The 18,892-nt window shown below is 70.5% G+C and carries 16 protein-coding genes; 8 read left to right on the forward strand and 8 right to left on the reverse strand.

Annotated features, from left to right (window positions below; all coding sequences use genetic code 11):
- The first annotated feature begins 23 nt into the window (after nt 1-23).
- The gene (locus tag OC490_RS09415; RefSeq protein ID WP_262057378.1) at nt 24-893 is read left to right on the forward strand and encodes an SCO6745 family protein; all 870 of its coding nucleotides are present in this window, start codon (nt 24-26) and stop codon (nt 891-893) included.
- Nucleotides 894-964: 71 nt separating this feature from the next.
- On the opposite strand, the gene OC490_RS09420 is transcribed toward OC490_RS09415, so the two are convergent.
- Nucleotides 965-1,699: a DUF6585 family protein gene (locus tag OC490_RS09420; protein ID WP_262057379.1), complete on the reverse strand. Its 735-nt coding sequence runs from the start codon at nt 1,697-1,699 to the stop codon at nt 965-967.
- Nucleotides 1,700-1,897: 198 nt separating this feature from the next.
- Between OC490_RS09420 and OC490_RS09425 the strand changes: the two genes are divergently transcribed.
- Complete coding sequence (locus OC490_RS09425) at nt 1,898-4,282, forward strand: Tex family protein (RefSeq protein ID WP_262057380.1); 2,385 nt, start codon at nt 1,898-1,900, stop codon at nt 4,280-4,282.
- A 105-nt stretch (nt 4,283-4,387) separates the two neighbouring features.
- On the forward strand, nt 4,388-5,023 hold the full coding sequence (locus tag OC490_RS09430; RefSeq protein WP_262057381.1) for a DinB family protein: 636 nt from the start codon (nt 4,388-4,390) through the stop codon (nt 5,021-5,023).
- Between the two features lie 16 nt (nt 5,024-5,039).
- Here the strand turns inward: OC490_RS09430 and OC490_RS09435 are convergent, their stop codons facing one another.
- The gene (locus tag OC490_RS09435; RefSeq protein ID WP_262057382.1) at nt 5,040-6,683 is read right to left on the reverse strand and encodes an ABC-F family ATP-binding cassette domain-containing protein; all 1,644 of its coding nucleotides are present in this window, start codon (nt 6,681-6,683) and stop codon (nt 5,040-5,042) included.
- Between the two features lie 48 nt (nt 6,684-6,731).
- Nucleotides 6,732-7,757 (reverse strand): oxidoreductase, encoded by a 1,026-nt coding sequence (locus OC490_RS09440; RefSeq protein ID WP_262057584.1) that lies wholly within the window; start codon nt 7,755-7,757, stop codon nt 6,732-6,734.
- An 84-nt stretch (nt 7,758-7,841) separates the two neighbouring features.
- Here OC490_RS09440 and OC490_RS09445 point away from each other — a divergent pair, with 84 nt between their 5' ends.
- The gene (locus tag OC490_RS09445; protein ID WP_262057383.1) at nt 7,842-8,801 is read left to right on the forward strand and encodes an NAD(P)/FAD-dependent oxidoreductase; all 960 of its coding nucleotides are present in this window, start codon (nt 7,842-7,844) and stop codon (nt 8,799-8,801) included.
- A 66-nt stretch (nt 8,802-8,867) separates the two neighbouring features.
- Here the strand turns inward: OC490_RS09445 and OC490_RS09450 are convergent, their stop codons facing one another.
- On the reverse strand, nt 8,868-10,820 hold the full coding sequence (locus OC490_RS09450; RefSeq protein WP_262057384.1) for a Xaa-Pro dipeptidyl-peptidase: 1,953 nt from the start codon (nt 10,818-10,820) through the stop codon (nt 8,868-8,870).
- Nucleotides 10,821-11,060: 240 nt separating this feature from the next.
- Between OC490_RS09450 and OC490_RS09455 the strand changes: the two genes are divergently transcribed.
- Complete coding sequence (locus OC490_RS09455; protein WP_262057385.1) at nt 11,061-12,554, forward strand: M1 family metallopeptidase; 1,494 nt, start codon at nt 11,061-11,063, stop codon at nt 12,552-12,554.
- 34 nt (nt 12,555-12,588) lie between these two features.
- Here OC490_RS09455 and OC490_RS09460 read toward each other — a convergent pair whose 3' ends face one another.
- Nucleotides 12,589-13,842 carry an erythromycin esterase family protein gene (locus tag OC490_RS09460; protein WP_262057386.1) on the reverse strand — a complete coding sequence of 418 codons (1,254 nt, stop codon included), beginning with the start codon at nt 13,840-13,842 and terminating at the stop codon, nt 12,589-12,591.
- Between the two features lie 58 nt (nt 13,843-13,900).
- Here OC490_RS09460 and OC490_RS09465 point away from each other — a divergent pair, with 58 nt between their 5' ends.
- Nucleotides 13,901-14,662 carry a TioE family transcriptional regulator gene (locus OC490_RS09465; RefSeq protein WP_262057387.1) on the forward strand — a complete coding sequence of 254 codons (762 nt, stop codon included), beginning with the start codon at nt 13,901-13,903 and terminating at the stop codon, nt 14,660-14,662.
- On the opposite strand, the gene OC490_RS09470 is transcribed toward OC490_RS09465, so the two are convergent.
- Together OC490_RS09470 and OC490_RS09475 are read right to left on the reverse strand one after the other, a co-directional pair.
- The gene (locus tag OC490_RS09470) at nt 14,659-15,597 is read right to left on the reverse strand and encodes a PfkB family carbohydrate kinase (protein WP_262057388.1); all 939 of its coding nucleotides are present in this window, start codon (nt 15,595-15,597) and stop codon (nt 14,659-14,661) included. The two genes, OC490_RS09465 and OC490_RS09470, sit on opposite strands and share 4 nt — an antisense overlap.
- A gap of 73 nt (nt 15,598-15,670) precedes the next feature.
- Nucleotides 15,671-16,150 (reverse strand): macro domain-containing protein, encoded by a 480-nt coding sequence (locus tag OC490_RS09475; protein WP_262057389.1) that lies wholly within the window; start codon nt 16,148-16,150, stop codon nt 15,671-15,673.
- A gap of 97 nt (nt 16,151-16,247) precedes the next feature.
- Here OC490_RS09475 and OC490_RS09480 point away from each other — a divergent pair, with 97 nt between their 5' ends.
- The gene (locus tag OC490_RS09480; protein WP_262057390.1) at nt 16,248-16,961 is read left to right on the forward strand and encodes a MerR family transcriptional regulator; all 714 of its coding nucleotides are present in this window, start codon (nt 16,248-16,250) and stop codon (nt 16,959-16,961) included.
- On the opposite strand, the gene OC490_RS09485 is transcribed toward OC490_RS09480, so the two are convergent.
- Nucleotides 16,938-17,663, reverse strand: coding sequence for an SDR family NAD(P)-dependent oxidoreductase (locus OC490_RS09485; RefSeq protein WP_262057391.1), 726 nt, complete (start codon nt 17,661-17,663; stop codon nt 16,938-16,940). The two genes, OC490_RS09480 and OC490_RS09485, sit on opposite strands and share 24 nt — an antisense overlap.
- A 137-nt stretch (nt 17,664-17,800) precedes the next feature.
- On the opposite strand from OC490_RS09485, the gene OC490_RS09490 reads away from it, so the two are divergent.
- Nucleotides 17,801-18,847: an ABC transporter permease gene (locus OC490_RS09490; protein ID WP_262057392.1), complete on the forward strand. Its 1,047-nt coding sequence runs from the start codon at nt 17,801-17,803 to the stop codon at nt 18,845-18,847.
- Nucleotides 18,848-18,892: the final 45 nt, after the last annotated feature.

Genomic DNA, 18,892 nt, shown 5'->3' on the forward strand with positions numbered 1-18,892 from the left:
GACCAGTCGGTAACGTGACCGTCATGACTACTGCCGCCGTCGATCCCCGTGCCGGGCGCCGCTGCCACAACGCGCTCAACTCCCTGCACGCCACGCTCTACTTCTCGCCCGACCTGGGGAGGGAACTGGCGGAGCTCGGGGTCACGGACTCCAGGGCCGTCAACTTCGCCGTACGGGCGGCGGCGCTGGGACGGGTCGGTCCCGGCGTGGTGGCGGCGACCTTCTACAACTACAAGTACGAACTCGTGGCCCGGCATGTGCCCGCCGTGTGGGAGATCGTCTCCCCGGAGCAGGCCCTGCAGGCACGCGCGCGTGCCGTCGACGCGACCCTGCGCCGGCTGCTGGACGACGACGTGGTCGAGTCGGAGGAGATGGCCGAGGCCGCGCGGCTGGCGCTGCGGGCCGCCGAGGCGTGCACGCGTGCCGCACGCCCCCTGTACGCCGCGCATGCCGATCTGCCGGTCCCGGAGGAGCCGCACCTCGCGTACTTCCACGCCGCGACCCTGCTGCGCGAGCACCGCGGCGACGGGCACCTGGCCGCCCTGATGTCCGCCGAGCTCGACGGCCTGGAGGCGGTGGTGACCCACACCGCGACCGGCAAGGGCATGACGCCGAAGTGGGTGTTCGGCACGCGCGGCTGGAGCCAGGAGGAGTGGGACGCCGCCGTAGGACGGCTCCGGGAGCGCGGACTGCTCGACGGGGACGGCGAGTTGACCGAGGCGGGCGTCGCGCTGCGCGCCGGGATCGAGACCGAGACCGACCGGCTGGACCGGGCACCCTACGAGCACCTGGGCGCCGAAGGGGTCGTACGGCTGACCGAGCTGGCGACCGGGTTCGCCCGGCGCGCGCTCGCCGCCGGAGCGTTTCCGGGGAGTCTGCTCGGCAAGAGCTAGCCGTCAGGCTGCCGCGGGACGGCACGGCGGCGGTGCCGGCGCTCTCCCGGCGAGCGGCGCGAGGAGCGGGCTCAGGAGCTGCGGTACTTGTCCACCATGGCCAGGAACACCTGAAGATTCGGGATGCTCTTGGCCATGGCGCGGGCCCAGAAAGCCGATTCGCCGGTCTTCGTCACCGCGACGGCGCCACCGGCGAGCTTGACCTGCCCCACCTGGGTCCAGGGCAGAACCTTCTTTCGGTGCGCGACGCCGGCGGTGGAGAGGTCGAACTCGCCGAAGTCCAGGACCTCGCCGTCCAGGAACGCCTGCTGTGCTGTGGCGCCCTGGGCCAGCAGTACCGCTCTCTGCATGGCCGGGGCCCAAGTGCGGGGTTTCTCGTAGAAGTTGGTGACCGTCACGCTCACCCCCGGGCTCGTCGCCACGCAGGTGTACAGGATCGGACCCGGTATGCCGTTGATGATCTTCTGTACCTGCTCCTCGTAGAGCCTGATCCGGTCCCACCGAACGGCCACCGTGCCGACGCCCGTCTCCTGGTCGGCGATCATGCCGTTCTCGAACAGGTGCAACCGCTTCGCCGCCTGTCGGGGGTTGAAGTCCGGGGTGCGGCGGAGCGCTATGTAGTAGAAGAACACGGCCGGCAGCACGAAAAGGCAGAACAGCATCGCGAGCGTCAGGTAGAACGACGACTTCACGAACCACCCGAACCGCTGGGGCTTGAAGGTGGCTAGCAGCGCGCCCAGTTCGTGCTGTGCCGCCAGTTCGGCGACGGCGGGGGACGGGGGTGCCAAGGGGACTGTCGCGGGCATGAGCCTCAACTTCGCTGGGAAAGGTGTCAGTTGTCTGTTGCCTGCTCATACCAGGCGATACCCGCAGCCTCTCCTATCACTGTTCCCACCGTCCAGAAGATCACTGAAAATCGACTCCGGGACGGCGCCCTGATCCCCGAGTGTCGGTGTCACCTGCCACAATTGCCGCGCAACCTCAGTGGAGAAGGCGGTACGGGCGTGACGACACCCCTCGTAGGGTCCATCGAAGGCAGGATCGCCGAGGAGCTCGGCGTACGGGAGCGGCAGGTGAAGGCCGCCGTCGAGCTGCTCGACGGCGGTTCGACGGTGCCCTTCATCGCCCGCTACCGCAAGGAAGCGACCGAGATGCTCGACGACGCGCAGCTGCGCACGCTCGAGGAGCGGCTGCGATATCTGCGCGAGCTGGAGGAGCGGCGGACCGCGATCCTCGAATCGGTGCGCGAGCAGGGCAAGCTCACCGAGGAGCTGGAGGCGCAGATCCGCGCCGCCGAGACCAAGGCGCGCCTTGAGGACATCTACCTCCCGTACAAGCCCAAGCGGCGCACCAAGGCGCAGATCGCGCGGGAGGCGGGGCTTGAGCCGCTCGCGGAGGGCCTGTTGGGCGACCCGAGCGTGGAGCCGCTGGCCGCTGCCGCCGCGTTCGTCGACGCCGACAAGGGTGTCGCCGATCCGCAGGCCGCCCTGGACGGCGCGCGGGCGATCCTCACCGAGCGGTTCTCGGAGGATGCCGACCTGATCGGCGAGCTGCGCGAGCGGATGTGGGGGCGCGGGCGCCTCGCCGCGAAGGTGCGGGACGGCAAGGAAGAGGCGGGCGCCAAGTTCGCCGACTACTTCGACTTCTCGGAGCCGTTCACCGCGCTGCCCTCGCACCGCATCCTCGCGATGCTGCGCGGCGAGAAGGAGGACGTCCTCGATCTCGTCCTGGAGCCCGAGGAGGACACCGAGGGGCCTTCGTCCTACGAGGGGATGGTCGCCCACCGCTTCCAGATCCTCGACCGGGGCCGTCCCGGCGACAAGTGGCTTCAGGACACGGTCCGTTGGGCCTGGCGCACCCGCATCCTGGTGCATCTCGGCATCGACCTCAGGCTGCGGCTGCGTACGGCGGCCGAGGACGAGGCGGTCAACGTGTTCGCGTCGAACCTGCGGGACCTGCTGCTGGCCGCCCCGGCCGGCACGCGCGCGACGCTCGGCCTGGACCCCGGTTTCCGTACGGGCGTGAAGGTGGCCGTCGTGGACGCGACCGGCAAGGTCGTCGCCACCGACGTCATCTACCCGCACGTCCCGGCCAACAAGTGGGACGAGGCCCTTGCCAAGCTGGCGCGCCTCTCCGCACAGCACTCGGTCGACCTGATCGCGATCGGCAACGGCACGGCGTCCCGCGAGACCGACAAGCTCGCCGGTGAACTCATCACCAAGCACCCGGAGTTGAAGCTCACCAAGGTGATGGTGTCCGAGGCCGGCGCGTCCGTGTACTCGGCGTCCGCGTTCGCCTCGCAGGAACTGCCCGACATGGACGTGTCGTTGCGCGGTGCCGTCTCCATCGCGCGCCGACTCCAGGACCCCCTCGCGGAATTGGTGAAGATCGACCCCAAGTCGATCGGTGTCGGCCAGTACCAGCACGACCTGTCCGAGGTGAAGCTGTCGCGTTCGCTGGACGCGGTGGTGGAGGACTGTGTGAACGGCGTCGGTGTGGACGTCAACACGGCCTCCGCGCCGCTGCTTTCACGCGTGTCCGGCATCACCTCCGGCCTCGCGGAGAACATCGTGTCGCACCGCGACGCCAACGGCCCCTTCACCTCGCGCACCCAGCTGAAGAAGGTGGCACGGCTCGGCCCGAAGGCCTACGAGCAGTGCGCGGGCTTCCTGCGCATCCGCGGCGGCGACGACCCGCTCGACGCGTCCAGCGTGCACCCCGAGGCGTATCCGGTGGTACGGCGGATGGTGAAGACGGCGGGCAGCGAGGTGGCATCCCTGATCGGCAACACGGCGGTGCTGCGGTCGCTGAAGCCGACGGAGTTCGTGGACGAGACGTTCGGTCTGCCGACCGTGACCGACATCCTGAAGGAGCTGGAGAAGCCGGGGCGCGACCCGCGGCCCGCGTTCAAGACGGCCACGTTCAAGGACGGCGTCGAGAAGATCTCCGACCTGGCGCCCGGGATGATCCTGGAGGGGGTCGTCACGAACGTCGCCGCGTTCGGGGCGTTCATCGACGTCGGCGTCCACCAGGACGGTCTGGCCCACGTTTCCGCGCTGTCGAAGACGTTCGTCAAGGACCCGCGGGACGTGGTGAAGCCGGGGGACATCGTCAAGGTGAAGGTGCTTGATGTCGACATCCCTCGGAAGCGGATCTCGTTGACTCTGCGGCTGGAGGACTCGGCCGAGGCGCAGGCCTCCGGCGGGGAGCGGCGACAGCAGGGCGGGGGTGGCGAGCGTCGGCAGCGGGGTGGACGTCCGCCTCAGCAGCGGCAGCAACAGGGCGGCGGCTCGCGCCAGGCTGCGGCTCCGCCGCCGGCCAACAGTGCGATGGCCGATGCTCTGCGCAAGGCGGGGTTGCTGGATCCCGGCAAGAAGGGCAAGCGCTGACGGTTTCGGCGGTCAGGTTGTGGGGAGCTGCGGGCGGGTGGGGGCCGGGCGCGCAGTTCCCCGCGCCCCTTCAGGGCGCTTGGCGCCCTGCTGCAGACTGGGCGCATGATCACACCGGACTTCAAAGCCGATCTCCGCGTTTTTCTTCAGGACGCCCGTGACGCTCTGCTGTGGAAGCTCGAAGGGCTCTCGGAGTACGACATCCGGCGGCCGATGACGCCGACCGGCACCAATCTGCTGGGGCTGGTCAAGCATCTGGCCGGGGCCGAGGGGTTCTACTTCGGCACGGTCTTCGGACGGCCCGTCTCCGCGCCGGAGTTGTGGATCGCGGGTGACGCCGAGCCGAACGCGGATCTGTGGGCGACGCCGGACGAGACGCGTGAGCAGATGGTCGGGGACTACCGGCGAGTGTGCGCTCACTCGGACGCGACGATCGAGGCGCTGCCCCTGGACGCGATCGGCCGCATCCCCGGCGAACGCGGCGCCGAACTCACCCTGCACCGCACCCTCGTCCACATGACCTACGAGACCTCCCGGCACGCGGGCCACGCCGACGTCGTACGGGAACTCGTCGACGGGACGGTGGGGCAACGGGCCGAGGGACCAAATGTGGCTCCGGGCAACGCGAGTTGGTGGGCGGAGCACCGGAACAGGGTGGAGCATGCCGCAAAAGAGGCCGAGCTTCAGCGCCCTGAAGGGGCGCGGGGAACTGCGCGACCAGCCCCCACCGGCCCGCAGTGAACCACGCTCCTGAACCTCACCGCTGCTCCGTCACCTTCCCGTCCGCCACCTCCAACCGCCGAGTCACCTGAACCGCGTCCAGCATCCGCCGGTCATGAGTGACCAACAACAGCGTGCCCTCGTAGGCATCGAGCGCCGACTCCAACTGCTCGATGGCCGGCAGGTCCAGGTGGTTCGTCGGCTCGTCCAGAACCAGGAGGTTCACCCCACGCCCCTGGAGCAGCGCCAGGGCGGACCGCGTGCGCTCACCCGGTGACAAGGTCCCCGCAGGCCGCATCACATGGTTCGCCTTGAGGCCGAACTTGGCGAGCAGCGTGCGGACTTCGGCCGGTTCCGTGTCCGGCACGGCCGCGCAGAACGCGTCGAGCAGGGACTCCTCGCCGTGGAACAACTGGCGTGCCTGGTCGACTTCGCCCACCAGGACACCCGAACCGAGCGCGGCGTGCCCCGCGTCCAAGGGGATACGGCCGAGCAGCGCAGCGAGAAGCGTCGACTTGCCCGCGCCGTTCGCACCGGTCACCGCGACCCGGTCCGCCCAGTCGATCTGCAGGGACACCGGTCCGAAGGTGAAGTCACCGCGCCGTACCTCGGCGTCCCGCAGGGTCGCGACAACCGCGCCGGAGCGGGGCGCGGAGGCGATCTCCATGCGCAGCTCCCACTCCTTGCGGGGCTCCTCGACGACGTCGAGGCGTTCGATCATGCGCTGGGTCTGCCGGGCCTTCGCGGCCTGCTTCTCGCTGGCCTCGCTGCGGAACTTGCGGCCGATCTTGTCGTTGTCGTTGTTCGCCTTGCGGCGGGCGTTCTTGACGCCCTTGTCCATCCAGCCGCGCTGCATCTGGGCACGGTCCTGGAGCGCGGAGCGCTTGTCGGCGTACTCCTCGAAGTCGTCGCGGGCGTGCCGGCGGGCCACGTCCCGCTCCTCCAGGTAGGCCTCGTAGCCGCCGCCGTAGAGGTTGATCTGGTTCTGGGCCAGGTCGAGTTCGAGGACCTTGGTGACGGTGCGGGTGAGGAACTCGCGGTCGTGCGAGACGACGACCGTGCCGGCGCGCAGGCCGGAGACGAAGCGTTCGAGGCGCTCCAGGCCGTCGAGGTCCAGGTCGTTGGTGGGCTCGTCGAGGAGGAAGACGTCGTAGCGGGACAGGAGGAGGGACGCCAGGCCCGCTCTCGCCGCCTGGCCGCCGGACAGGGAGGTCATCGGCTGGTCGAGGTCGATGGCGAGGCCGAGGGAGTCGGCGATCTCCTCGGCGCGTTCGTCGAGGTCGGCACCGCCGAGGTCGAGCCAGCGCTCCAGGCTCGCCGAATAGGCGTCGTCGGCGCCGGGTGCGCCGTCCACCAGTGCCTGGGTGGCCTCGTCCATCGTGCGCTGGGCCTCGGCGACGCCGGTGCGGCGGGCCAGGAACTCGCGCACGCTCTCGCCCGGGCGCCGCTCCGGTTCCTGCGGGAGATGGCCTACGGTCGCCGCCGGCGGGGAGAGGCGCAGTTCGCCCTCCTCCGGTGCGAGCAGGCCCGCGAGCATCCTGAGCAGGGTGGACTTGCCCGCGCCGTTGGCACCGACAAGGCCGATCACATCACCGGGGGCGACGACGAGGTCGAGCCCGGTGAACAGGGCGCGGTCGCCGTGTCCGGCGGCGAGATTCTTGGCGACGAGAGTGGCAGTCATCAGACCGCCGATCCTAATCGGTCCCCCTGCCCGCCCGCGCCGCGGATTTCAGCGGGCCATCGCCGCCACCAGCACGCTCCCCATGGTCCGGGCCACGACGAAGGACTCGCCCTTCACGGCCTTGGCGTCGAGGGCGATGCGATGGAGGCCGGGTTCCAGGACGCCGTCGAAGACGTCCTGGGTGTGGCTGCGATAGAGGCGGTCCAGCCGGTACGCGGTGACGCGCACCCGGCACGGGGAGGTGACCTCGATGCCCGCCTCGCCGTCGGCGGCGACCAGGCGGGTCAGCCGGTGCTGCTCGGCGGGGCGGCGGTCCAGGGCGTGTTCGATCTGGGCGACGAGAAGCGGGACGATGGGCGCGAGGCCGTCGACATACGCCACGTCGACCCCGGCACGCTCGAACTCGGCCCGTACGGCGGCCCGTTGCTCCTCCGTGACGGCCCGACCGAACGCCACGGCGCCGTAGCCGCGGAGTTCGTCGGCGGGGACATGGGTCGCGTCGCCGGTGGTCTCTGCGCCGATGCCGATGGCGCGGAGGGCGGCGGCGAGCTTGTTGAGGACGGCGACGCGGGCGCCGATGAGCAGGACGCGGCGTTTGGCGGCCGGGGGTTCGGTGCCGTCGATGAGGGCGTCGAGGGCCGTGCGGTATTCGGTGCCGGCGAAGCGGAAGGGCCCTATGCCGTGGTAGCCGTTGCGCTCCAGGTCGGCGTGTTCGTCGGTCTGCCAGGCGAAGTCGCGCCAGATGTAGTCGGTGCCGTCCCGTTCGATGACGGCGGTGACGGCTCCGCAGGCCAGGTCCGCGCACTCGGGGCAGCCGTAGATGATGTGGCGTCCGCCCTGCAGCGGTGGGTCGGTCTCCAGGAGGAGGCTGCGGACCTGGGCGGTGAAGATCGCGGGCGGGATGTCGGAGGCGAGCGGGGAGACGGCGTCCAGGTCGGCGAGCTGGAAGAGCAGCGGGCGGCCGTCGACGAGGAAGTCGACGAAGTCGCGGTGCACCTGGTAGCCGCCGTCCGCGAGGACTTCACCGGCGCGCATCGCCGGTGCCAGGCCGAAGGCCGCGTACGCGGCGGACATCGCGTGTTCGGCAGACATGCTGTGAGTATCCCCAGCACGATGCCGGTGTGAGCACGGCATGGTGTATTCCGCTACCGTCCGCGCATGGAGAGCGGTGTGAGTGGCGAAGTCATCGTGGTCGGCGGGGGCGTCATCGGGCTGACGACGGCCGTCGTGCTGGCCGAGAGTGGCACCCGGGTCCGGGTGTGGACGCGCGAGAGCGTCGAGCTGACGACCTCGGCCGTCGCGGGCGCGCTGTGGTGGCCCTACCGGATCGAACCGGAGGCGCTCGTCGGTGAGTGGGCGCTCCAATCGCTCGGCGTGTACGAGGAGTTGGCGGCGCGGCCCGAGGAGACGGGCGTACGCATGGTCGAGGGTGTACAGGGCGGGACGCGGCTGGACGAGCTGGGGCCGTGGGCGCGCCGGGTGCCGGGGCTGCGGGCGGCGCGGGCCGAGGAGTACGCGGGCGGCGGGCTGTGGGCACGGTTGCCGCTGATCGACATGTCGACCCATCTGCCGTGGCTGCGGGAGCGGTTCCTGCGGGCGGGCGGGACGGTGGAGGAGGCTTCGGTGACGGACCTCAGCGAGGTGCCGGCGCCCGTCGTCGTCAACTGCACGGGGCTGGACTCCCTGGACCTCGTGCCCGATCGCTCGATGCGGCCGGTGCGCGGTCAGTTGGTCGTGGTGGAGAACCCTGGGATCACGACCTGGTTCACGTCGGTCGACCACACGGCGGACACGTCCACGTACTTCTTCCCGCAGCCGGGCGGGCTGATCCTGGGCGGTACGGCCGAGGACGGCGCCTGGTCGATGACGCCCGACCCCGCGACCGCCGAGGCGATCATCGCGCGGTGCGCGGCGGTCCGGCCGGAGATCGCCGACGCCCGGGTCCTGGAGCACCGGGTGGGCCTGCGGCCGACACGGCCCGCGGTACGACTGGAGCGTCAAGTGCTGCGGGGCGGGCGGGTGTTGGTGCACAACTACGGTCACGGCGGGGGGGGAATCACGGTGGCGTGGGGATGCGCCGAGGAAGCCGCGGAGTTGGTACGGCTGCGGCTGGGCTGATCCTCACCGGTGTGCCCGGAGCGGGGCGGCGGAGTGTGTTCGCGCCGCCCCGCTCCGGAGCGGTGATCAGTTGCCGGGTACCCGCTGGGCGGCTGAACGGGGTGCCCGTACGCCGTCGAGGGTCGTGGCCGTGGGTGCCGTGGTCCTGACTCCCGCCGTGGCCTTCGCGAACGCCGACGCCCCGCCGACGAGCGGGAGTCGGGCCGACGTGCGGGACAGGGTGACGGTGAGGGTCGGGGTGGTGGACGGCGGGTCGATGAGGTCCCGGTCCGTGCCCGCGACGATCAGGGCGAGGCGGTGCCCGGCCGGGACGACGTGGTCGGTCGCCGCCAGGTCGAGCGTGATGGTGTACGCCTTGCCGGGGGTGAGCGGTGCGCCCTTCGTGTCGGAGGCGTGGTTGCCGAGGTCGGCCCAGCCGCGGCTGAAGACGTTGTAGTCAACTGCCGTGGTCTTGGCCTGGGTTGCCAGGAAGCAGGCGCTGTCCCCCGCCGTGCTCTCGCCCCAGCAGGTGCGGTTCGTGAGCGTGGTGATGCCCTCCGCCGAGTCGGCGTAGTCGCGGATGGTGTCGGGGCCCAGGTCGACCAGGACGGCGGAGAGATGGGCCGTGGCGGTGGTGGGTGTCGCCGTGATCGTCACCTTCGAGGAACCCGACAGCCGTAGGTCCTTCTTGAGCGGTCCGGTGACGAAACCGGCCTTGTCCGCCGTCGGTTTGTCGATCGCGGCGGCCCAGTCGGTCTCGCTCTCCTGCGGGTTGTCGGTGAACTTCTCGGTGCCGGTGCCCGTGGTGAGCCCGAGCGTGCCGACGCCGGCCTGGGTGCCCTGCGCCGGGTGGAGGGTCGTGGTCGCGGTGCCGCTCGGCGGCCAGACCTTCGACGTCTCCCACTGGTCGGGGTGGCGTTCGACGTCGGCCATGGGCTGCCGGTCGATTCCGTTGTCGTAGCCGAGGAGTTCGTGGTCGAACCAGCGGTGGAGTGTGTCGACCCAGGCGTCGCGGCGGTAGTCGAAGGGGTCGACGTGGCCGGTCTGGGAGAGCCAGATCTTGCGCTCGACGCCGTTCTTGGCGAGGGCGTCCCACCACTGGCCGAAGTTCTTGGTGCGGACGTTGAGGTCCTGCAGCCCGTGCACGAGGAAGACGCTGGCCCTGACCTTGCTCGCGTCCTTCACGTAGTCGCGTTCTGTCCAGAACGGTGTCCAGTCGCCGGTGCGCGGAGCCCCGTCGACGATCTTCTGCTGGACGGCGGCGCACTTGGCCTGCGCGTCGGAGTTCTCGACCACGTTGGACAGCCAGTCGGGGCCCGAGTCGTAGAGCGGGGCGCCCTTGGCGAAGTAGTAGTCGTACCAGGAGGAGATGGCGCTGATCGGGACGATCGTCTTCAGGCCCTTGACGCCGGTGGCGGCGACGCCGTTGGCGATGGTGCCGTCCCAGCTCTTGCCGATCATTCCGGTTCTGCCGTTGGTCCAACTCGCCCGCGCGGAGACGGTTCCGGTGCGTGTGGTGTACGCCTTGGCGCGTCCGTTCAGCCAGTCGACGACGGCCTTGGCGGACTGGATGTCGGAGCGGCCGCCGACGTCGACGCAGCCGTCGGAGCGGTTGGTGCCGGCGAGGTCGACGCCGACGAAGGCGTAGCCGCGGGGCACGAAGTAGTTGTCGTAGAAGAGCGGCATCTGGACAACGTTGCCGCTCGCGTCGTAGGTCTTCAGCTGGCTCTCGTTGCCGCGTCCGCAGCAGGAGTAGTAGGGGCTGGCGTCCATGATGACGGGGACTTTGCGGCCCTCGCGGGCGGGTTCGCTCGGCCGGACGATGTCGACGGCGACCCGGTCGGTCTTCCCGTCGCCGTCGCCGTCGAGTCCGGTGTCCACCCAGACGGCCTCGCGGATCGCGTTCGCGTAGGAGTAGACGGGTTGGCTTTCCTGCGGGGCGCTCTGGGCCACTGCCGGGGTGAGGAAAGTGGCCAGGAGGGCGGCGGTCGCCGCCGTCGCGAGCGATCTCCAGATCGTGAAGCGCGTGCGTTTCGGCATGCGCGGACGGTACATCGGTCAACTCCCGTGCTGGAAGAGGCACTCGGAGTCATGTCGGCCGAATGGCGATCGTGTGACAGGAGGTGCCGTGGACAGGCACGGGAGCACAGGGACTGAATAGCCTTTGAACAGACTGAAGACCGAGTGGACCCTACTGCTCTCCGACACTTCGGCTCTTCGGCCTTCGTGGACCCCCACGGCTCTTCGGCATTCCGCGGAGCCCTACGACTTGGAGTTCTCGTGCACCGCAGAATCATCGCGCCGGGAGCGCTCGCGGCGGCCTCCCTGCTGCTGGCGATCCCGGCCTCGGCGGCAAGCTACTCCCCCGGCGCTCCGGGTATCGGCGACCCCTACTACCCGGCCTACGGCAACGGCGGATACGACGTCTCGCACTACGACCTCAGGCTTCAATACCAGCCCGCCACCGACGAGTTGGCGGGCACGGCGACGATCCTCGCCAAGACGACGCAGGACCTGTCGCGGTTCGACCTGGACTTCCTCCTCGACGTGAGCGAGGTGCGGGTCAACGGCGTGAAGGCGACCTTCGCGACCTCCGGGCAGCACGAGCTGGAGATCACCCCGAAGACCCCGCTGCCATCGGGCACGCCGATCACCGTCGTGGTCCGCTACAGCGGGGTGCCGTCCACGAAGAGCGCGTACGGCTTCAACACCTGGCACCGCACTCCGGACGGCGCGGTCGCGGCGGACGAGCCCGAGTCGGCGTGGTGGTGGTTCCCGAGCAACGACCACCCGAGCGACAAGGCAACCTACGACGTGTCCGTGGCCGTACCGAACGGCACCCAGGCCATCTCCAACGGCACGCTCCAGTCGACGAGTTCACAGCTCGGCTGGACCCGCTACAACTGGCGGCAGAACAAGCCGCAGGCCACCTATCTGGCCACGCTCGCGCTCGGCAGGTTCGACATCACGACCAGCACCTCCGAGGGCGGGGTCCCGGTCGTCAACGCCTACAGCAAGGACCTCGGCGACAACGACGGGTCCGCGCGGGCGAGCGTGGAGCGCACCGGGGAGATCGTCGACTGGCTGAGCGGCTATTTCGGTCCGTATCCCTTCAGCAACGCCGGCGGGTATGTGCCCAACACGACCACCGGGTACGCGTTGGAGACCCAGAGCCGCGTCTACTACAGCCCGAGGCAGTTCGCGAACGGCGCCAACACCTCTGTCGTCGTGCACGAGTTGGCCCACCAGTGGTACGGCGACGACGTGTCGCTGAAGGGCTGGAAGGACATCTGGATCAACGAGGGCTTCGCGCGCTACGCGCAGTGGCTGTGGTCCGAGCACGAGGGCGAGGGCACCACGCAGCAACTCGCCGACTACGTCTACGCGTTGCACCCCGCCGACGACGCCTTCTGGACGATCGCGCCCGGTGACCCGGGTCCGGACAACCAGTTCGAACTCCCCGTCTACGACCGGGGCGCGCTGGCCATCCAGGCGCTGCGCAACGAGGTCGGCGACGACGCGTTCTTCGCCATTCTGAAGGGCTGGCCGAAGGAGCACGCGTACGGCAACGCGTCGGTCGCGGACTTCCAGAAGTTCGCGGAAGAGGTGTCCGGGAAGTCGCTGTCGGCGCTCTTCGACATCTGGCTGTTCCAGCCGTCGAAGCCGGCGGCCCCGGCGGCCCGTTCGGCGTCCATCGCGAAGGCGTCGCAGGCTCCGGTGCAGCCGAAGTCGTGGAAGAGGATCGCCGCGACGAACGACGTGCACGGGGGCTGACGGCACGGCGGCGGCTGAACGGTACCGGCACCGCTCAGCCGCCGCCGGATCCCGAGGACACCTGGCCGTGCCCGGTGTCCTTGACGAACACGATCCCGTCGTTGCCGGTCAGGTGGGCCGGGTCCAGCGGGGCGTACCCGTACCAGGACGACACGCGGGGCGCGGGCGTCGACCCGGCGAGCGCGGTGGCGAGCCGACGGGGGTCGACGAGGCAACGGGGGTGCGGGAGCGCGTACAGCAGCCCCTCTACGGTGTCCGGGGGCGGGGCGTGCACCCCCTGGTGGGAGATCGTGCCGAGGGCCGTGGCCAGGAAGGCGTACTCCTCGCCCAGGTGCGCGCCGACGATCGCGCCGGCGCTCCACCACTCCACCGGCGGGCCGCCCATCCGCATGCTGCTCCTGTTCCGCTGGAGGTGGCCGTTGTGGGCGTTCACCAGTGCCGGGCCGCGTTCGACGACGGCGAGCAGGTTGGCGGCCATCATCGAGTCCCGCAGGGCGACCAGCCGTGTCATGCGGCTCGGTGAGGTGTCGGCCATCGCTGAGTGGTAGCGCAGCAGCCCGAGAGCGGTACGGCCGCAGAGGCGGGCGCGGTGCCAGTCCTCCGGTGCGGACGCCGCGATCAGTTGTGGTGTCCACGCGTCGAGCAGGGCCACCAAGTCGTCGGCGAGCAGGCGGAGTTGTCCGGCCTCGGGTGTCCGCCCGACGGACCGGGACGGGTTCGTCATGGCTGCGGTGTCGGTCCATCGGTCGTCCGTGCCGAGCAGTTCGTCGAGGGTCTTGGCGGTGCAGGGAAGGAGGTCGGCGGCGACTCCGGCGGTGAGGTGGGCGTGGAGTCCGGTGAGGGCCTGGCGGGGGCTCGCGGCGCCGGTGATCTCCAGCGGACCGTCGATTCCGGCGAACCGCACCTGCTCGGCGTCGGGCCGGCCGTCGTTGTACTCGCGCATCCAGCGCACGAGTTCGCGGTTGCCCGGGAAGGCGCCCCACTCGTGGCTGAAGCCGCGCGCCATGGTGTCGTCGAGGGTGCCCGCGCCCGAGGTGACGTGGTCGTCCACGACCAGGCCCATGAGGCAGTCGCTCTCGATGGCGATGGTGCGGTAGCCCTCCCGTTCGACGAGGTGGCGGAAGATCTCGTTGCGCACGTCGAGGAGGACGTCCTCGCCGTGGGTGGGTTCGCCGAGGGCGAGCAGCCGCGGTCGGGCCGGGAGCAGTTCCAGAACGGCTGCGGGGTCGACGCCGTGCACGGCATCGGCGATACCAGGAGAAATACTGGGAGAGGCACCAGGAGTCATATCCTCAAACGTATCGTTGAAGTCTCAGTGGAAACTTTTCGTCGACAGTGGCAGGACAGTGGCGCGAAACCTTCAAAGCGATGGTCGGCTCAGGCCGGTCGATCTGGCGCGCGGGCACGGTCTGTCGACGCAGGCGGTCCGCAACTACGAGGCGGCGGGCATCCTTCCGGCCGCCGAACGCACCGCGCACGGCTACCGCACCTACACACCTCGGCACGCGCGGGCCCTGCGTGCGTTCCTCGCGCTCGTCCCGGGACACGGCCACCGGACGGCCGCGGCGATCCTGCAGGCGGTCAACCGGGGCGCCATCGAGGACGCCCTTCGCCTCATCGACGAGAGTCATGTGCAACTGCTCGACGACCGCCGCACCCTCCAGGCGGTCGAGGCCGCACTGCGCGACCTCGGTCCGGTGCCCGAAGAGCGGGGCGACACGTTCGTCGGCCCCCTGGCGCGACGGCTCGGCATCCGCCCGGCCACCCTCCGCGCCTGGGAGCAGGCCGGTCTGGTCCGGCCGCGCCGCGACCCGCGCACCGGCTACCGGGTCTACGGCCCGGCCGACATCCGCGACGCCCTCCTGGTCCACCAGCTCAGACGCGGCGGCTACCTGCTGGAACACATCGCTCCGCTGATCGCCCAGGTCCGTACCGCCGGCGGTGTCGCGCCGCTGGAGTCGACGCTGCGCGACTGGCACGCCCGCCTCTCGGCCCGGAGCCGCGCCATGCTCGCGGGCGCCGCCGCCCTGGACGCCTACCTCGACGCCCCACCGGCGCCGACAGCCGCGCCGGACGCCGGCATACCCGCCCCGTCGACCACGCCCTAGCGGGGCGCACCGATCGCCGCGGCCTCCAACTCCTCGACGCGTACGAGGAGTTCGTCCCGGCCCACGGGGTGGACCTCCGTCGACGGCACCGTGCAGGCGTGGGCTCCGGCGACCGCGCCGTAGCGGGCGCAGCGCAGTGGCGGCTCTCCGGTGAGCCATCCGAAGAGGAAGGCGGCGGCGAAGGCGTCGCCCGCGCCGTTGGAGTCGACCACCGGTTTCGGTGGCGGCGCGGTCGGGATGTGGGTCAGCTCGTCGTCGGCCAGCAGGTAGGCGCCCTCCGCCCCGGCGGTGGCGATCACCAGCCGGGCCCGGCCCCGCTCGGCGATACCCCGCATGGTGTGCTCGGGGGTGCCGGTCAGCGCGGTGGTGGACAGGAAGACGATGTCCGCGGCATGGGCGAACTCCTCCTGGTACGCGCTCTCGCCGTCCCAGTTGTGCAGGTCCGTCGAGATCGTCGCACCGGCCTCGCGCAGCGCGGGCAGGGCGTGGGCGCAGGGCTGGGTGATCGAGACATGGGCGTGGCGGCTCGCCTCGGCGAGGGCGCGGACCGTGGATGCGGGGAGCCGGTCGCCGGGGTGGGCGCGGGTCGAGTCGTAGAGGGAGAGCCGCCGTCCGTCCGGGCCCACGAGGTTGACCGCGCGCTTGGTGCCGGCGGGCTGCGGGACTTCGGTGAACGGGATGCCGTGGTCGCGGTGGAGGGCGCGGACCAGGTCGCCCTCGGGGTCGGCACCGAGCATGTCGAGGTGGTGGGTGCGCAGGCCCAGCGCGCTCAGGCCGAGGGCCACGAAGTCGCCGGTCTGGCCGGCACGGGTGCGGATACCGGGGTCGATCATGTAGCTGTCGGCGTACGGGAGCGGCAGTTCGGGGACGTGAACGATGGTGTCCACGCCGGCGCCGCCGAGGACGAGGACGTCGATGTCTCTGTCGCGGCTCATGGCTCACGGCCTTCCCTCTGGTTGCGCAAGATTCTGCAACTCCTTTCAGTCCGGGGCAAGTTGTTTCGGCGGCTCAGCCCTCGTGGTCGTACACCGTCACGGCGATCCCGCGCCGCGCCAGCCGCTCGGTGACCAGTGGTTCGACCCGTGACCACTTGCCGCCCGCGAGGCCGCACCCGATGCGGGGCATGTGCACGGACGCGCCGAGCTCCGCCGCGCGGTCGGCCAGTAGGCCCAGGGCCGCGTCGATCGCCTCGTAACGCACGGGGACGCCCTTGCTGCCCGTGCGTATCCCTCGCTGGCCGATCATGTTGGCCACCCACACATGGCGCTCGACCCGCACGAACTGGACGGCGCCCAGCGCGAAGTCGTTGGCCGCGCGGGCTCGGTGCCAGGCCCGGTACTCCTGCTCCGGCTCCGGCCAGCGGCGGGACACGGCCAGCACGAAGCCCTTTCCCCAGCCCCCGATGTCGTTGCAGACATGCGCGATCATCTTGACGCCCTTGACCGACGGAACGGTCGCGTCACCCCGGACATAGTTGATCTCCCCCATGCCGTCCACCGTAGGCGGCACCACTGACAACGGCCCTCCGGCCGACAACGGCCTTCGGTGGTTTCACAGCACTGGTGAGACAGCGATACTGCTGCGCATGACGACCGACGCCGGGGAGCCGACGCTCACGATCGACGAGCTGGCCGCGCGGGCCGGCACCACGGTCCGCACGGTCCGGTTCTACGGCACGAAGGGGCTGCTGCCGCCCCCGGTGATCGGGGCCCGGCGGGTCGGGCACTACGGGCAGGAGCATCTGTCCCGGCTCGCGTTGATCGAGGAGTTGCAGCACCAGGGCATGACGCTGGCGGCGATCGAGCGCTATGTGGCGCAACTGCCACCGGACCTCAGCGCGCACGACCTCGCGATCCACCGCGCGGTGGTGGCGTCCTGGGCTCCGGAGGGCACGGAGACCCTGGACCGGCGGGAGTTGGAGCGACGGGCCGGACGGGCGCTGACCGAGGAGGACGTGGAACGGCTCGCCGCCATGGACGTGGTCCGGCCGGACGGCACCGCGTACCGCGTCGACTGCGGTCTGCTGCGGCTCGGTGTGCAACTGCTCGACGTGCCACTGTCCCAGGAGGCGATCCTCGCCGCGCGGAACGTACTGATCGAACACTCCCGTACGGCCGCCCACGAGTTGTCGCGGCTGTTTCGCGACGAGGTCTCCCAACGTGCCGCGCAGGACGTGAAGTCGCTGTCCGAACACATGCAACCCCTCGTGGTGCAGGCCCTCCTGACTGCCTTTCAGCGGTCCCTGCGGGAGGAGCTTCAGCAGTGGCTCGGCGCTTCACAAGTAGGCGGATCCTCCTGACACGTTGAGGGTCTGCCCGGTCAGGAAGCCGCTGCCCTCGTCGACCACGTACAGCAGGGTCGAGACCAGGTCGGACGGGCGCTGGGTGCGCGGCACCACCTGCTGATCGCGGACGTGCTCGAAGCCGCCGTCCGCGCCGACCGTCCGCTCGGCGGTCGCGGTGCGCACCATGCTGGGCGCGATGGCGTTGACGGTGATGTCGTACGGCCCGAGCGCCGCCGCGAGCGAACGTGTGAAGCCGATCAGGCCCATCTTCGAGGCGACGTACGGGACCATCGTGGGCGGCGCGGTGAGGACGGCCGCCGAGACGATGTTGACGACCCTGCCCCGGCCGGCGGCCTTCAGATACGGCAGGACCGCGCGGGTCAGCAGGAACGGCGCCTCCAGGTTGACGCGCATGACCCGGCGCCACTCCTCGGGCGTGATCTCCTCGAAGGGGCGGGCCGGGTAGACGCCGGCGTTGTTGACCAGAACGTGCAGGGTGCCGAATCGGCCGATGAGGCGGTCCAACGCCTGCTGGATCTGGGCCTCTTCGGTGACGTCGCCGATCAACTCCAAGTAGTCCGGGACCTTTTCGGCGGTCTCCGGCTGCGGGACGAGGTCGAGTCCGGCGACCCGGTAGCCGTGCCCGGCGAGCGCGACGGCGAACTCCTGCCCGAGGCCCTGCGCCGCTCCGGTCACCAGGGCGGTACGCGTCTCCATGGGGCGAGTGTGACGATCCGTCAGGCGTCGGGCAAGAGCGCATTCCACTCGCTGAAACGCCCTGGTTGCCGCGCACGCCCGGTGGGCCCACCCTGCGTGACGACCCCAGCACCAGCCGCTTACGGGAGCCGTGCCCGATGACCGAGACCGAGCGTGCCGTGGACGACGCGGACGATGCGGACGACGCCGAGCGCGCCCGCGAACAGGGCGGCGGGCAGAGCCGGTTCAGGCCGGTTCCACGTCGATGGGTCCGGGACGAGTACGGTGTGCTGCTCGTGCTGGGGCTGCTGATCGCCGGGATCGGCATCCCGTACCCGGACTTCCTGGACACGGACAACCTCCTGTCCACCGCCCACAACTCCGTCTACATCTCGCTGATGGCGTGCGGCATGGTCTTCGCGCTGTCGATGCGCGAGGTCGATCTGTCGGTGGGCGGGACCTACGCGATGTGCCTGGTCGTCGGGGCGCTGCTGGTGCGGGACGGCACCCCGCCGTGGCTTGCGGTGCCGGTGATGCTGGTCACCGGAATCGGGCTGGGGGTGTTCAACGCGCTGGTGACGACGCTGCTGGCGCTGCCGTCGTTCATCGTCACGCTGGGCACGCTGATGCTGTTCCGGGGTGTCGGGCTGGCGCTGGCGGACGGCAAGCAGATCACCGATCTTCCGCTGGGCGACTCGTTCTTCACGTTCGCGGGCGGTGATCCGGGCGGGGTGCCGTTCGCGCTGTGGGTGCTGCTCGCCGTGATCGTCGTACTGGCGGTCGTGCTGTCCCGGACCCGTTTCGGGGCCCGGGTACGGGCGATCGGGTCCAACCCCGACGCCGCCGCCTTCAGCGGCATCCCGGTCGTCCGCACCCGCATCCAGGCACTGGCCCTGTCCGGTCTCACGACGGCCTGCGCCGCCGCGCTGGCGCTCGCCTTCTACGGCGCCGGCGATCCGACTCTGGGCCAGGGCTACGAGTTGCAGGCGATCGCCGCGTGCATCATCGGCGGCACTCCGCTGGCCGGGGGGCGCGGCTCGGTGGTCGGTGCGGTGGCCGGGGCGATGATCCTTTCGGTGGTCGCCTCCGGCCTGGTGTTCTTCGAAGTACCCATCAACTGGACGTCGTTCGCGACCGGCGGGGTGATCCTCCTCGCCGTCGCGGCCGACAGCGCGCTGCGCCGCACCGGACGCCGTCGCAGGTGAAGTCCCTCGTGATCCACCAAGTCCCCCTGGACCCGCGCCCCTCTC

Origin of the sequence: Streptomyces sp. STR69 (assembly GCF_024519455.1) — a bacterium.
GTDB lineage: Bacteria > Actinomycetota > Actinomycetes > Streptomycetales > Streptomycetaceae > Streptomyces.

Excerpts from the sequence above, each read along its gene's own strand:
- OC490_RS09415 (WP_262057378.1), top strand. The coding sequence starts at position 24 with ATGACTACTGCCGCCGTCGATCCCCGTGCCGGGCGCCGCTGCCACAAC.
- OC490_RS09420 (WP_262057379.1), bottom strand. The coding sequence starts at position 1,699 with ATGCCCGCGACAGTCCCCTTGGCACCCCCGTCCCCCGCCGTCGCCGAA.
- OC490_RS09430 (WP_262057381.1), top strand. The coding sequence starts at position 4,388 with ATGATCACACCGGACTTCAAAGCCGATCTCCGCGTTTTTCTTCAGGAC.
- OC490_RS09435 (WP_262057382.1), bottom strand. The coding sequence starts at position 6,683 with ATGACTGCCACTCTCGTCGCCAAGAATCTCGCCGCCGGACACGGCGAC.
- OC490_RS09440 (WP_262057584.1), bottom strand. The coding sequence starts at position 7,757 with ATGTCCGCCGCGTACGCGGCCTTCGGCCTGGCACCGGCGATGCGCGCC.
- OC490_RS09445 (WP_262057383.1), top strand. The coding sequence starts at position 7,842 with ATGGAGAGCGGTGTGAGTGGCGAAGTCATCGTGGTCGGCGGGGGCGTC.
- OC490_RS09450 (WP_262057384.1), bottom strand. The coding sequence starts at position 10,820 with ATGCCGAAACGCACGCGCTTCACGATCTGGAGATCGCTCGCGACGGCG.
- OC490_RS09460 (WP_262057386.1), bottom strand. The coding sequence starts at position 13,842 with ATGACTCCTGGTGCCTCTCCCAGTATTTCTCCTGGTATCGCCGATGCC.
- OC490_RS09470 (WP_262057388.1), bottom strand. The coding sequence starts at position 15,597 with ATGAGCCGCGACAGAGACATCGACGTCCTCGTCCTCGGCGGCGCCGGC.
- OC490_RS09475 (WP_262057389.1), bottom strand. The coding sequence starts at position 16,150 with ATGGGGGAGATCAACTATGTCCGGGGTGACGCGACCGTTCCGTCGGTC.
- OC490_RS09480 (WP_262057390.1), top strand. The coding sequence starts at position 16,248 with ATGACGACCGACGCCGGGGAGCCGACGCTCACGATCGACGAGCTGGCC.
- OC490_RS09485 (WP_262057391.1), bottom strand. The coding sequence starts at position 17,663 with ATGGAGACGCGTACCGCCCTGGTGACCGGAGCGGCGCAGGGCCTCGGG.
- OC490_RS09490 (WP_262057392.1), top strand. The coding sequence starts at position 17,801 with ATGACCGAGACCGAGCGTGCCGTGGACGACGCGGACGATGCGGACGAC.